At 48.1% G+C, this 13,365-nt stretch carries 15 protein-coding genes; all 15 read right to left on the bottom strand.

The features are described 5' to 3' along the window. Nucleotides 1-175: 175 nt before the first annotated feature. Complete coding sequence (gene flgG, locus AC3Y23_RS06205) at nucleotides 176-994, bottom strand: flagellar basal body rod protein FlgG (RefSeq protein WP_379196720.1); 819 nt, start codon at nucleotides 992-994, stop codon at nucleotides 176-178. A 121-nt stretch (nucleotides 995-1,115) separates the two neighbouring features. Further along, nucleotides 1,116-1,499 (bottom strand): TIGR02530 family flagellar biosynthesis protein, encoded by a 384-nt coding sequence (locus AC3Y23_RS06200; RefSeq protein ID WP_379196718.1) that lies wholly within the window; start codon nucleotides 1,497-1,499, stop codon nucleotides 1,116-1,118. Beyond that, on the bottom strand, nucleotides 1,496-2,047 hold the full coding sequence (locus AC3Y23_RS06195; protein WP_379196716.1) for a flagellar hook capping FlgD N-terminal domain-containing protein: 552 nt from the start codon (nucleotides 2,045-2,047) through the stop codon (nucleotides 1,496-1,498). The genes AC3Y23_RS06200 and AC3Y23_RS06195 overlap by 4 nt, the downstream gene beginning before the upstream one ends. A gap of 25 nt (nucleotides 2,048-2,072) precedes the next feature. Beyond that, a complete protein-coding gene (locus AC3Y23_RS06190) occupies nucleotides 2,073-3,551 on the bottom strand; it encodes a flagellar hook-length control protein FliK (RefSeq protein WP_379196714.1) in 1,479 nt (492 codons plus the stop codon). A gap of 25 nt (nucleotides 3,552-3,576) precedes the next feature. Then, nucleotides 3,577-4,527, bottom strand: coding sequence for a MotE family protein (locus AC3Y23_RS06185; RefSeq protein ID WP_379196712.1), 951 nt, complete (start codon nucleotides 4,525-4,527; stop codon nucleotides 3,577-3,579). A gap of 18 nt (nucleotides 4,528-4,545) precedes the next feature. After that, on the bottom strand, nucleotides 4,546-4,989 hold the full coding sequence (gene fliJ / locus AC3Y23_RS06180) for a flagellar export protein FliJ (protein ID WP_379196710.1): 444 nt from the start codon (nucleotides 4,987-4,989) through the stop codon (nucleotides 4,546-4,548). A 9-nt stretch (nucleotides 4,990-4,998) separates the two neighbouring features. After that, nucleotides 4,999-6,312 carry a flagellar protein export ATPase FliI gene (gene fliI, locus AC3Y23_RS06175; RefSeq protein WP_379197144.1) on the bottom strand — a complete coding sequence of 438 codons (1,314 nt, stop codon included), beginning with the start codon at nucleotides 6,310-6,312 and terminating at the stop codon, nucleotides 4,999-5,001. After that, complete coding sequence (locus AC3Y23_RS06170) at nucleotides 6,305-7,153, bottom strand: FliH/SctL family protein (protein WP_379196708.1); 849 nt, start codon at nucleotides 7,151-7,153, stop codon at nucleotides 6,305-6,307. The genes fliI and AC3Y23_RS06170 overlap by 8 nt, the downstream gene beginning before the upstream one ends. Next, nucleotides 7,146-8,162 (bottom strand): flagellar motor switch protein FliG, encoded by a 1,017-nt coding sequence (gene fliG / locus AC3Y23_RS06165; protein ID WP_379196706.1) that lies wholly within the window; start codon nucleotides 8,160-8,162, stop codon nucleotides 7,146-7,148. Before fliG ends, AC3Y23_RS06170 begins: the two co-directional genes overlap by 8 nt. Before the next feature lie 8 nt (nucleotides 8,163-8,170). Further along, nucleotides 8,171-9,769: a flagellar basal-body MS-ring/collar protein FliF gene (fliF, locus tag AC3Y23_RS06160; RefSeq protein ID WP_379196704.1), complete on the bottom strand. Its 1,599-nt coding sequence runs from the start codon at nucleotides 9,767-9,769 to the stop codon at nucleotides 8,171-8,173. Between the two features lie 34 nt (nucleotides 9,770-9,803). After that, nucleotides 9,804-10,121, bottom strand: coding sequence for a flagellar hook-basal body complex protein FliE (gene fliE, locus AC3Y23_RS06155; RefSeq protein ID WP_483874837.1), 318 nt, complete (start codon nucleotides 10,119-10,121; stop codon nucleotides 9,804-9,806). A 28-nt stretch (nucleotides 10,122-10,149) separates the two neighbouring features. Next, on the bottom strand, nucleotides 10,150-10,596 hold the full coding sequence (gene flgC, locus AC3Y23_RS06150; protein WP_379196702.1) for a flagellar basal body rod protein FlgC: 447 nt from the start codon (nucleotides 10,594-10,596) through the stop codon (nucleotides 10,150-10,152). A gap of 6 nt (nucleotides 10,597-10,602) precedes the next feature. Further along, nucleotides 10,603-11,010 (bottom strand): flagellar basal body rod protein FlgB, encoded by a 408-nt coding sequence (gene flgB / locus AC3Y23_RS06145; RefSeq protein ID WP_379196700.1) that lies wholly within the window; start codon nucleotides 11,008-11,010, stop codon nucleotides 10,603-10,605. Between the two features lie 368 nt (nucleotides 11,011-11,378). Next, the gene (gene hslU / locus AC3Y23_RS06140; RefSeq protein WP_379196698.1) at nucleotides 11,379-12,779 is read right to left on the bottom strand and encodes an ATP-dependent protease ATPase subunit HslU; all 1,401 of its coding nucleotides are present in this window, start codon (nucleotides 12,777-12,779) and stop codon (nucleotides 11,379-11,381) included. Between the two features lie 35 nt (nucleotides 12,780-12,814). Continuing rightward, on the bottom strand, nucleotides 12,815-13,357 hold the full coding sequence (hslV, locus tag AC3Y23_RS06135) for an ATP-dependent protease subunit HslV (RefSeq protein WP_379196696.1): 543 nt from the start codon (nucleotides 13,355-13,357) through the stop codon (nucleotides 12,815-12,817). Between the last annotated feature and the right edge of the window lie 8 nt (nucleotides 13,358-13,365).

Raw genomic sequence — 13,365 nt, 5'->3', positions numbered from 1 at the left:
ATTGGCGAACGTTATAATTTATAATAGCAAGCTATTGAATCATTTTCATAAATCCATAAGTGAGCGTCTAATCATCGATATCTAGTTGCACATGGTTTTGGTATAACTAGATATTGCACCTATTCGGATTGAAATCCGCATTATGAAATTGATTCATTAATAACGTTATTTAAAATTAACGCTTCAGATTCACAACTTCCTGCAGAATTTCGTCAGAAGTCGTGATAATCCGTGAGTTGGCCTGGAAACCGCGCTGTGTCACGATCATTTCCGTAAACTCACCAGTGAGATCCACATTGGACATCTCCAGCTGACCTGCAACAATGGAGCCAGTTCCGGCTTCAGCATTGTTCGCAGTGGTAGGCTCAAGTGCGCCATCCGGGTTAGCATTCAGGGTCATCCGGTACAGATTCCCCCCGATTTTCTCCAGACCTTGCGGATTGGCAACTTTACCGATTCCGAGTTGAGGTCCTGGCTCGGTTGTGCCGTCTGCTCTAGATAAGATAATTGTGCCGTCACTGGAGATGGAAAATGCCGTTACGTCGTCACCGAACTGAATGGGGTCTCCGTTGGAATCCACAACATGCAGACCGTCAGCAGTCAAGAGATTACCGGCCGCATCTGGACGAAAATCTCCTGCACGGGTCAGAAAAGGAGTTTCCTGATCTCCTGACAGTTTTACGAGGAAAAATCCATCCCCATCAATCCGCAGGTCAGTTGGATTGTTCGTGGTCATCGCACTGCCCTGAAGATGCATCGTATCAATAGAACCAATGCTTACACCAAGACCTACCTGCTTCGCATTCACCCCGCCTTGTCCGCCATCGGTTGGAGCCGTAACACCGGATACCGTTTGACTCATGATATCCTTAAACATCACACGACCGGATTTGAAACCTACAGTGTTGACATTTGCAATGTTGTTACCGATGACATCAAGCTTGGTTTGGAAACCGCGCATTCCTGAAACCCCAGAATACATTGATCTTAACATTTAATGTCGTCCTCCCAGATTATAGAGTCTATACGACCCGTGGAATGTAAAGCTTAATCAGAGCTTAGGACCGCTTCAGTCGGTCGGCGGTCACTCCGGCTCTCCGTTAGGACCGGCCGGTTTAAGATATAATCACTGCACTATCAATTTGCGTAAACACGTTGTCTTTCATCGAGTTGCCATCCATAGCTGTAACCACTGTGCGGTTAGGTACGCTGACGATCAGCGCCATATCCTTCATTAATATCAATGACTCTTTGCTTCCCTTGGCAGCAGCTTTGTCTACTGCGGATGAAATTTCATCCAACTGACGACTTCCAAGTTCAATCCCTCTTTGTTCCAATCTCTTAGCGGCATGGTTGCTGAATTTCAGCATATTCCGCTGCAGCATGCTCTCAAAAGATGATTCCGGGGATGCTGCATCTTTGGCAACAGACGGTCGCTGCAGGATTGAAGGATGGACGGCTGCCGGATACATCTGACCTATGGTCATCCGGTCACTCATTGCTCCGCCCCGCTCTCCTTGTCATTGACCGAGGTGTCATTAGCATCATTGGCTTTCGCCTTGGTATCGACTGGAGTTGCTTCATTATCACCAGTTCCATTGTCTGGTGTATCCTCAGCTTTTGGCACTTCATTCTGAATTTTGGTAATGTCACTCAACGCAATTTTGTCATTGCCGACCACCGCATACTGAAGGCCGTTACTCACCAGAATGGAATCCACTTTGCCGGATTTCTCCAAGCTCTTACTATCCATCCAAGTTATTTCCTTGCCGATCAATCCAGAAACAGAGCCAAGTGACTGGTTCATTTCCGTTAGCTGCTTCGAGATATTCGTCAACTGCTCAACCGAGGTAAACTGTGCCATCTGAGCAATAAATTCTTTATCCTCCATCGGTTGCAGCGGATTTTGATTCTGCAACTGGGTAATCAGAATTTTCAGAAACTGATCTTTTCCTAACTTGGAATCACCGGTAGTCTTCTTATTGTTGTTCTCAGGATTGTAATTCCACTGGTCTCTGTTCGATACCGGTGGTGGTGTTGTAGTCATCGCCGTTCACCTCTCTTCCTCATGTTTAGATTTTAGCTGAGAAGGAACCTCCGTGATTACGTTCTCCGCTTCCTTCGCCCGCTACCCAGTCTCTCCAATCACCAGTAAGCTCCGCTGCAAGAACGGCATCTCCGGTATCTTCACTGCGCTGCTTCGAACGGTTGTTGCCGGACTGTTGCCCACCTGAACCGGGCTGACGGCCTTCCTGGCCGAATTGGGAATGCAGCGGTGCATTGTTCTGAGTTACTTCCAGTTTCTCCACCTGTAGGCCCTGGGACTGCAACGCAGCACGTAGCTGAGTCATTTGCTGCTCCAGCATATCTTTGGTGGCAGCATGCTCAGTCATGAACTGTGCGACCAGGTGACCGTTTTGCATTGTAATTTTGACATCAACCTGTCCAAGATGTTCCGGAAACAATGAAATCGTAGCTTCAGCAGCACTGCCCTTTCTCACAATCTCCAGCTTTCCTGTAATAAAGCCTGTCATTTCCTCGGCAAACTGATGTACAGGAACCTGTGGTGAAGGAGCTTCCGCTTTATGCATAGCAGTGATCCCATTGCGAAGTGACAACTGACCCGCCGTAACGATTTCATGCTCGCCAGCTTCTGTTGGTTTTACTTGTGCAGACTCTTCTTCTTTAGCAACACCTTTAGCAGCAACAGCTGTTACTGCTTTAGCTCCTGAAACAGTTGGGGTGTCAGGCTGTTCTTCGGTCGTTCCCTGCTGTATCGCAGTTTGAGAAGATGACGTCGCACCTTTAGCTGCCGTCGCGTCCACTGGACTATAACGAAGCACAGGCACTGCTTTATCTTGAGACTTAGTCTTACTTTCTACACCTAGGAGCTGTTCAACTGCTGCCGTGGATGTATCAACGAGAGGACCATTTGCAGTTTTCGTTTGATCAACAGATGGCGCTACTAGTTCTAGCATTGCTGACAGCTGTTTTACCAGTTCAACACCTTTGGCTACTGCAACTTCGTCGCCTTTATCCGCTGATTGTTGAATCACGTTGACCAGATTATGAAGCTCATCCTGAAGGGCGAAGCGCAAAGTGGCTGAGTGCTGAGCCAGTGGCGGTAAACTTCCCTCAAGGCCTCCGCCTTTAAGATGTCCATCCTCCGTTAACTCCTGGAACGAGTTTCCTGCCGCCGATACCAAAATCAACCATCCTTGCAATGCCGCTTGCAGCACAGGATCACTGCTAATCTTGTCATCCTGCTTCTCCAATTCCTCTGTCACTGCATTTAACAAATCTTCTGGCGTCTGTTGACCTTGTTGATCGCCAGATTCACTTACTGTTTGCTGCGTAGCACCAAGTAGTCCCATTAGCAAAGAAGTTAAGCTTCCCAAAGACTGTGGGGTAGCTGACGCATCTTTTGCACCCATCGTCTGAACAAGTGTCTGGGCGAACGGCTGTGTTGTAGTAGAACCTGCTGAAGCCCCTGACTGGGAACTCCCTGTCAGCGCATTGCTGCCCATAAGGGATTGAATAATCAAGCTCATTGTTATTGTTCACCTCCTCTCAGGTCTACTTGCCTCCCATTAGCCGGTTGACAATTTTGGCAGCCTGAACGCTGTCATTCTTCGTCATTTCGCCCAGTATGGACGATCTCACGGAATCGCTGACCGTATTCATGATCGTAATTACTTTATCTGGACTGATCTTGTACATTTCTCCAAGCAGTGAAGCTGCGTTTGCAGGTGTCATGCTGGAAAATGTCTGGTTCAGCTTTTCCTTGTCCAGATTCTTAGTTCCGTTAGCAGGCGTTGTCGCTGCTGCGTTCGAATCTTGTTTCAGTCGAGACTGAAGTGCAGCAATAGCGAGATCCGAGGAAGTCGTCTCTTCCTTCAGCTTGATAGAAACATCTGCTGCTTTTTTCGGGTCCATTTTCTCAAGGATTGCAGTTTTGCTTGCATTATTCATCACACTGAAAATCTGCACCATTTCTTCTTGTGTCAAATTCTCCATGATGGGTGCTGCCTTGGACGGTTTCATTCCGGCGTAGAGTTTGGCCAAATCCTTGACCTGCTTCAGATAATCATCTTCAGTAGTAGCCGCTTTGGCTTCTTCCGCAGCCTTTGCTTCTTCTGTCATCGTATTTACCTGAGACTCAAGCGCCTGCACCTTGCTATCCTGAGCTGTTTTCTCTTCAGTTATCTTCTTCAAGTTCTCCTCTTGCTTGGAAAGCTGTGACTTCAATTCTTTGATTGTAGAATTTGAGCTTTCAGCTTGCTTCTGGGCCTGCTTCTTCGGATCTGCGGGTTTGGAAGGATCCGCTGGCGGATCAGGAACCCATTTTTCCAAAATAGGAATCTTATTCGCAATCGCAAACACATTATTGCGGATATCCATATTAAAAAGTGTCAACAGTACGCCAAGTAGTACGAGCGTAAATATAATCGGTATCATCAAGAACAAGAAACGCTCAAACTTTCCTGCTGACCCTTCGTTTTCCAGTTCAATATCATTATTTGCCACTAGGGGAAACCTCCCGGGTTAGAGGGATTTCATCGCGAAGCGGACGGTAGCCATCTCATCCAGTTCGTTTTGTTCCCGTAAAATCATATTTTGCTGAAATAGCATCTGGGCTTTATCCTTTGCCTTCAGCCATACTTTTTCATCCAACATTTTATTGCTCAGCTGATCCTGCTTTCTCTGAACTTCCTGATGTGCACGGCCAATATCCGCATGCTTGCGAATAATGCATTGGTCCAGATAATCAACGTAATCCTGCATCTCCCGTATCTTCGCCATCGGCGTTCTGTGTTCCGCTGCGTTTTGCAGAGCCATCATTAAATCACTGCGCTGGGCAGTCAATTCCTCGAGGCTCTTCTCCTGTGCCTGCAGTTCTCCGAGCGCGCTTGAGAGCATCCACTCTGCCTGTGTCTTTTCGTTAGCCTTCAAGTCTACGACCTTTTGAAACGTATAATGAAATTTCATAATACTGAATCAACTCCTTGAGAACTGGGAAATTAAAGATTCCTGAACTTCAGTAAGCGTCACTTTTTCATTAACCTTCTGTCTCGTGAACTCCCAAATGCTGTCGATATAATGGATCGACTCATCGATCTGGGCATTAGAGCCTCGTTGATAGGCACCGATATTGATCAAATCCTCTGAATCCTTGTACACAGCCATGAGTCGCTTCACATTCTCAGCAGCCGCTATCTGATCTTCGGGAGCGATATCCTTCATAACACGGCTAATGCTGGCCAGCACGTCAATGGCTGGAAAATGTCCTTTATTCGCGATGCTACGGTTAAGCACGATATGTCCATCCAGAATCCCCCGAACCGCATCGGCGATCGGCTCATTCATGTCATCCCCGTCCACCAGCACCGTGTAGAACGCTGTTATTGATCCAGTTGGACCTGTTCCTGCACGTTCCAGAAGCTTCGGCAGACTGGCAAACACAGAAGGAGTGTAACCTCTCATCGCTGGCGGCTCGCCAACAGCAAGTCCTACCTCACGCTGAGCCATCGCATAGCGGGTAACAGAATCCATCATCAGCATGACATTCAGTCCGCGATCGCGGAAATATTCGGCGATTGTGGTAGCGATCAATGCCCCCTTGATACGGATCAGAGCCGGCTGATCTGAGGTAGCTACTATAACTACTGAACGCTGCAATCCTTCCGGACCTAGATCACGTTCAATAAAATCAAGCACTTCCCTGCCCCGCTCTCCAATAAGCGCAATGACATTCACATCTGCCGAGGTATTGCGGGCGATCATGCCCATCAGTGTACTTTTACCGACGCCTGAACCCGCAAAAATCCCAACCCGCTGTCCTTTACCTATGGTCAATAGCCCATCAATGGCGCGCACTCCAATGCTGATCGGTTCATGCACACGTGGCCGGGTCAGCGGATTGGAAGGAATATTAAAAGTCGAGCTATGGGGCATGCGGGCTGGGATTAGCGAGCCGTCAAGTGGCTGACCAAGACCGTCAAGCACCTTGCCGAGCAGTTCGGAACCAACTTGAACACTAAGTGGTTTTCCTGTTCCGACCACGTCACAACCTGGACCGATGGCCTGAAGCTCGCCCAAAGGCATCAGCAGCACTTTATTATCACGGAAACCGACGACCTCAGCCTGCAATGGCTTGCTACCCTTAGTCGGGTAGATATAACATACATCTCCAATGCTTGCGTCTGGTCCTTCCGATTCCACCATAAGACCAATAACTTGCGTAACCTTGCCGTTGATTCTAACTGGATCGAGATTACGAAGTTGCTCTTTGTAGCGTCTACTGTCAAGCATGCTCTTCACCACTTCCATGCTCCTCGGAATCCAGCGCGATTCGTACCAGCTCTTTCTTAATCTCCGAAAGTTGAGTATCAATACGGGCGTCTATGCTGCCAAAGGAAGACCGGATCACACAGCCCTGATCTTTCACCGTTGAATCAGGCAAAATCTGCAGCTCTGCTTGCGAATCTACCGCGAGCGCCAATTCCTCTCTGGCCGCATTCACAAATGCGAACTGTGCAGGTGACACACAGAGCGAGATCAATCCTTGCTCGCGCTTGCGCGCCAGATTCTTGCGAATCAGTTCCATCGCGAACTGTGGCTCCAAGGTCAACTGCTTGTCCACGATCTTCTCGGCGATGTCACAACTCAGCTCTACGAGGAAAGGCTCAGCCTCCTGAATAATAACATCTCTCGCCTTATAGGCTTCTTGTAATACTGCCCTGGCTTCTTCCATCATCTCGGCTAGCTTCCGCTGCATCTCTTCCTCTGCCCGCTGGACGCCTTCCTGATACCCTTGCTGAAATGCCTCGGATTTAACTGCCTCTACAAGGTGCTCATCCTGCTCCCGACGTTGCCGCCACCACTCTTCGGCTTCCGCCTGCGCCGCCTCCACGATGGATTCAGCCTCAAGGGAGGCATCACGCACCTGTCCTTCAGCAAACTCCTTCGCATCCTTCAGCATTTGCTTGCGGGCCTGCTCCGCCTCTTCTTGCGCGGGATCTTGATGGTGGATTTCTCCAGTAGATTCCTCCGGATCGGGTTCTTCGGTGAGCCCGGCATATTGCCGGGCCTGCTCCAATCTCTTGAGTACATCTACCGGAACATATTGGGAGTGTTTGATCAGCTTAGACAATTATGTCATCTCCTCCACCGCGGGCAATAATAATCTCACCGGATTCTTCCAGTCTGCGGATCGTACCGACAATACGCGTCTGAGCTTCCTCCACATCACGCAGCCGCACCGGACCCATGTACTCCATTTCCTCGCGGAATGTCTCTGCCATACGCTTGGACATGTTGCGGAAAATAACATCCCGAACTTCCTCGCTGGCCACTTTGAGAGCGAGCTGCAAATCCGCATTCTCGATATCGCGGATAATACGTTGAATCGAACGGTTGTCCACGTTGACAATGTCCTCGAATACGAACATCCGCTTCTTGATTTCCTCAGCAAGCTCCGGATCTTGAATTTCCAAGGAATCCAGAATCGTACGTTCTGTACCGCGGTCTACGCCATTCAGAATTTGAACGATGGACTCTATGCCGCCAGCGTTGGTGTAATCCTGAGTAACCGTCGCTGACAGCTTTTGCTCGAGCACCCGTTCAATCTGGGTAATAACTTCTGGCGAAGTGCTGTCCATGACGGCAATTCGCCGCGCAACCTCCGCTTGCTTCTCCTGCGGCAGTGAAGACAGGATCGCTGCGGCTTGTTCAAATTGCAGATAGGACAAGACAAGTGCAATGGTCTGTACATTCTCGTTCTGAATAAAGTTGAGGATCTGGTTCGGATCTGCCTTTCGAGCAAAATCGAATGGCCGCACCTGCAGCGTAGCTGTCAGGCGGTTGATAACCTCCAGTGCTTTCTGCGAACCCAGTGCTTTCTCCAGAATTTCCTTCGCGTAATTGATACCGCCTTGTGAAATATATTCCTGGGCGAGGCAAATCTGGTGAAACTCCGCCATAATCGACTCTTTTTCACCGCTATCAACCTTACGCACATTGGCAATCTCCAACGTAAGTTGTTCGATTTCATCGTCCCTTAGATGTTTGAATATTTGCGCCGACACTTCCGGCCCAAGTGTGATTAGCAGAATTGCAGCCTTTTGACGACCGCTAAGACTCTGCTGTGTAGCTTTAGCCATTAATCAGTTCACCTCTGTTCGTCTGCAAGCCATGTACGCAGCAGATTTACGAATTCGTCCGGTTTCTTCTTCGCCAGACTCTCAAGCTGCTTGCGAACCTGGCTTTCATTCGTCACGCTCTCCAAATTAATGGAAGGAAACTCAGTCGGAACTTGCAGAGGAATGTCTTCTTCCTCTTCTTCTTCCTCGGCTCTATTACGTCTCCGATAGATGAAGTATCCCACCCCGGCACCTACTAGTAGTGCAGCTGCGCCAATGGCCCAAATCATCCAGTTAGCAAGTCCGGTAGAAGTGGTCGCCGTAGTACTGGAACCAAATGGTTGCGAAAATACCGAAACTTTTTTGGCCAACTCTGCGTCTGTATAAGTAACATCAGAACCAGCCAGCGATGCTCTTACAATATTGACCAAAATGTTCTGGATAGCAGCTGTTGTTGGCTGATCCAAAGAATTTTGTCCATCAGGTGGTTCAACTGCCACATTAATGGTTAAATCTTTTACAGAGTACGGACTCGCAATGATATCTTTAGTGATTCGATTCACTTCATAGTTTCTAGTCTCCGAAGATTCATCCGAAGTCGACTGCCCCGAACCCGTTGCGGATGGGAATCCGGCAACATCCTGGGTACCTGTACCAGCCAGACCTCCAGCATTGTTAGGATTATCTTGACCGGAATACGAGTTACTAATGATCTGGGAACTGATCTCGATCCCCTTCATATTCTCTGTATCAACCGGTGCGACAAGATCTTCCTTACGGTTCTCCTTGTCGAAGTTCAGCTTAGACATGACGAGCACATCAACTTTTTCAGGTCCCATCAGTCTGCTAAGAAATTGTTTAACATCCTTTTTGACATCTTCTTCGAATTTCTTCTGCAGCGCAAAATTCTCTTCCACCTGATTGGAGACTCCGCCACCTTGGCCGCCTTTGGCCGTTGGTATCAGCTCAACCTCATTGTTGGCGATCGTAATATTCTCAACCGGTAGATTTGGCACAGCAGTCTTCACGAGATTGAAGTAACCGTCAATATTATCCTGGCTTGGTCTGAATCCAGGCTTAAACGTAAGTACAACGGAAGCGGAAGCCTTCTCTTGGTTAGCCTGAGAGGCAAATACAGTCTCTTTTGGCAGATTGACCAATACCTTGGCATCCTGAATGCCCTGCATCCGTTTCATCAACTGCTCCACTTCACCATTCAGAGCGTTGTTATATTTCACATTAAACTCATTATCTGTTGTACCAATCATGGACGAGTTCTCGTCAAAGATTTTGTACCCGATAGAGCCGCCTTGCACGATTCCCTGCGAACCGATGTCCACCTTGATCCGTGCTGCTTCTGTACTCGGTACAGATATGCTCTTTCCGTCAGGACTCAACCGGTAAGGTGTTCCTTTGGAGTCCAGATAGGTCATGACTGCCGCGGAATCCGTACTGTCCAGATCCCTGAATGCGACTTCATATTCCGTCTTGGACAACTGCATCGTAAGAACCACAATAATTACAATAATAATGCCAAGTGTGGCAAAAAATAATATCTTCTGTTGGTTGCTGAATCTGTTCCAATACTGGGCTGCTTTTTCCCGGTACTGGGCAAATCTTTCATTCACAGTGTCACCCCATCCGAAACTAAGCTAGGATTATTTAGATTTGAGTTCTCATAATTTCCTGATAGGCCTCTATCACCTTGTTCCGGACTTGTGTCGTAAGCTGCAAACTAAGCAACGCTTGTTGCGAAGAAATCATTGCTTCGTCCACGTTCACTTCTCCGAGAATAAACTTGTTACTCATAACTTTCGCTTGCTGCTCTTGGGCAGCCACTTGATTCAATGCATTTTCCAGGTAAGAGCCAAAGCTTTGTGTGTTATTCACTGCCGGACCAAATGATGATTGCGATGCTGCCGGTTTAAGTGCAAGCTGCTGAACTCCCTGTGAGCCTATAGCGAGATTATTCGGTATCAACTATGTTCCTCCTTGGTCAATTTTACGGTTAGCGTCCGATTTCGAGCGCCTTGCTTACCATGGCCTTCGATGCATTCAACATCGTTACATTCGCTTCGTAGGAACGGGATGCAGACAGCATGTCCACCATTTCCTTGGTGATGTCCACATTCGGCATATACACATATCCATTCTCATCCGCATCGGGATGACTTGGATTGAATACCGGCTTGAGCGGAGAAGAATCCTCCGTAATGGCCTGGACGGTTACACCCTTGACGTCACCATTCATCTTGTTGTGAAGGATGTCCGAGAATTTGTTGCCTTCTGCTGTCTCCAGAACGACCATCTTGCGCCGATAAGGAACAGCCTTGCCATCCACTACCGAAGCTCTTGTCGTTTCTGCGTTGGCAATATTCGAACTGATTACGTCCATCCGCAGCCGCTGAACGGTTAATGCAGAGGCGCTTATCCCAAAACTGCTACCAAAGTTCATTGAGCATTATCTCCCTTCAACAACTGAGCGCATCATCGTAATTTGGCTATTCAACAGCCCGACATATGAACTGTATCTGAGCTGATTTTCAGCGCTTAGAGCCATCTCTCTGTCAATATCTACGTTATTCTTGTTATTGTTCATTGAGGTGGTTAGATCTGTGCTAAAGGCGGCAGCCGGTACGGTCTTGTTCGAACCGAATTGAATGTGCCGGCGATCTGTCACTCTAGCGTTCAAGTCCGAATGAAGCCCAAGCTCTTGCTGCTTAAGAATACTCTCGAATGAAACATTGGAGCGTTTGAAATTTGGCGTATCGACATTGGCCACATTATTAGCCAGCACAGATTGTCGTTGATTAGCAGCTTCAATGCCTCCCTGTAATCGTTGAAAACTGACACTATTCAGCAATCCCACGGAAATCCTCCTTCCAAAAGCTTTCGTAATAAAAAGAATTCCACAACAACTATGCGAATCCCTTCTTTATTCGACAAAAATAGTGCCGAACAGCTAGATATAGGTCGAATGTTGTCAGTGGTTTATTCCACTAGCAATCTCACATACTTTGATTTTCTTAGAATTTGTATATTATTACAATAAGAAATAAGCCCTATCTTTTCAGAAAAGAGAGGGCTTAAAGCACAATAATGCTATTTTATTACATTACTCCTTATATTAAAACTAATATTTTGCATATTATTACATAATATTCCTTCATTTCGAGGGGATATTATGTATTTCTAATTCCAACTACCCAAATTCGAACTATCTCGAATGCTGTCAATTTAAAGAATGTATTGGCTCAAATCACGATCCTGGGCAATACCCGATAATTTCTCACGAACATATTCCGGTGTGATGACCATTGTATCCAGTGTCAGCTCAGGCGCTTCAAAGGAAAGATCCTCCAGCAGCTTCTCCAAAATGGTATGCAGACGACGGGCACCGATATTCTCCATGTTCTGATTAACAGACGCTGCAATCTTGGCGATTTCCTCAATGGCTTCCTTCTGGAACTGAACTTCGAGATTCTCTGTCTGGAGTAAGTGAACATACTGTTTGGTCAATGCGTTCTCCGGCTCTGTCAAAATGGATACAAAGTCCTCCAGTGTCAGGCTGTTGAGCTCGACCCGAATTGGAAAACGTCCCTGAAGCTCAGGAATAAGATCCGACGGCTTGGCAATGTGAAAAGCGCCTGCGGCGATGAAGAGCACGTAATCCGTCTTCACAGGGCCGTATTTGGTCATCACTGTAGAGCCCTCGACGATCGGTAAAATATCACGCTGTACGCCTTCACGGGAGACATCCGGACCTGAGCCCTTGCCTTGGCTGGCTACCTTATCGATCTCGTCGATAAAAATAATGCCGGACTGCTCAGCTCGCGCCACAGATTCCTGAATCACATCATCCATGTCAATCAACTTGGAAGCTTCGTCCTGAATCAACACCTTGCGAGCTTCCTTAATCGGCAGCTTACGCTTTTTGGTGCGTTTAGGCAGAAAGCTTCCGAACATTTCTTGCATATTCATCCCCATCTGCTCATTGCCCTGTCCGGCAAACATATCCAGCATATTAGGGGACGCGTCCTCTACATCCACTTCGATGATGTCCTCTTCCAGTTGTCCGGCCAGAAGCTTGAATCTGACCCCTCTACGGCGTTCGCTGAGGCTGCTATCCTGCTCGGACTCCTCCTTGGAATCATCCTGACCCCCATTCCCCCCAAAGATCATCTCAAAGGGGTTGCGCTGGGATTTATTCTTGGAGGCGGAGGGCACCAGAATCGAAACGATCCGCTCGTTAGCCAGTTCCTCTGCCCGATCCTGAACCTTCTCGGTCCGCTCCAGCTTCACCATCCGGATGGCGGTCTCCACAAGATCCCGAACCATGGATTCTACATCGCGACCGACGTAGCCGACCTCAGTGAACTTCGTAGCTTCGACCTTGATGAAAGGCGCATTGACCAGCTTGGCTAGACGCCGGGCGATCTCGGTTTTACCTACACCGGTAGGTCCGATCATCAGAATATTCTTCGGAACGACCTCATCACGCAGTTCTTCGGCAAGCAAACTGCGCCGATACCGATTGCGGAGTGCAACGGCCACGGATTTCTTGGCCTGCTTCTGACCAACGATATATTTATCCAATTCGGCTACGATTTGGCGCGGGGTTAGCGATTGATTAACCATCGTGACTTCCTCCATCTCTTCTATGGCTGTTATGCCTATAATTGTTCAACAATAATATTGGAATTCGTATATACACAGATCTCGGATGCAATTTGCAAAGCTTCCTTCGCAATTTCTGCCGCAGTCAGATTGGACGCGTGGCGTTTAAGAGCACGACCGGAAGCCAGGGCAAAGTTGCCGCCCGAACCAATAGCCAGTACATCATCATCTGGCTCAATGATCTCTCCGTTACCGGAAATCAGCAGCATACCGTCCTTGTTCATCACAATCATCAGTGCCTCCAGCTTGCGCAGGACACGGTCCTGACGCCAGTCCTTGGCCAGTTCTACCGCTGCACGCTGCAAGTTGCCGTGATGCTCCTCCAGCTTACCCTCAAACTTCTCGAACAACGTAATAGCGTCAGAGACAGAACCTGCGAAGCCAGCAATGACTTGCCCACGATAGAGGCGCCGTACTTTTCTGGCTGTCGTCTTCATGATGACACTTTCTCCGAATGTAACCTGCCCGTCGCCGGCTATCGCCGCCTGACCGTTATGTCTTACTGCACAAATTGTAGTTGCATGAAAGCTGGGAATCATGATTGCTG

It is taken from the genome of Paenibacillus sp. MAHUQ-45, from assembly GCF_058133325.1.
This window is presented reverse-complemented; position numbering and strand designations above follow the sequence as displayed.

Bases quoted from the DNA above. Each gene is read 5' to 3' on its own strand.
- flgC (WP_379196702.1), bottom strand. From the start codon at position 10,596: ATGAACTTTGGTAGCAGTTTTGGGATAAGCGCCTCTGCATTAACCGTT.
- flgG (WP_379196720.1), bottom strand. From the start codon at position 994: ATGTTAAGATCAATGTATTCTGGGGTTTCAGGAATGCGCGGTTTCCAA.
- fliJ (WP_379196710.1), bottom strand. From the start codon at position 4,989: ATGAAATTTCATTATACGTTTCAAAAGGTCGTAGACTTGAAGGCTAAC.
- hslU (WP_379196698.1), bottom strand. From the start codon at position 12,779: ATGGTTAATCAATCGCTAACCCCGCGCCAAATCGTAGCCGAATTGGAT.
- AC3Y23_RS06200 (WP_379196718.1), bottom strand. From the start codon at position 1,499: ATGAGTGACCGGATGACCATAGGTCAGATGTATCCGGCAGCCGTCCAT.
- hslV (WP_379196696.1), bottom strand. From the start codon at position 13,357: ATGATTCCCAGCTTTCATGCAACTACAATTTGTGCAGTAAGACATAAC.
- AC3Y23_RS06195 (WP_379196716.1), bottom strand. From the start codon at position 2,047: ATGACTACAACACCACCACCGGTATCGAACAGAGACCAGTGGAATTAC.
- AC3Y23_RS06190 (WP_379196714.1), bottom strand. From the start codon at position 3,551: ATGAGCTTGATTATTCAATCCCTTATGGGCAGCAATGCGCTGACAGGG.
- fliG (WP_379196706.1), bottom strand. From the start codon at position 8,162: ATGGCTAAAGCTACACAGCAGAGTCTTAGCGGTCGTCAAAAGGCTGCA.
- fliI (WP_379197144.1), bottom strand. From the start codon at position 6,312: ATGCTTGACAGTAGACGCTACAAAGAGCAACTTCGTAATCTCGATCCA.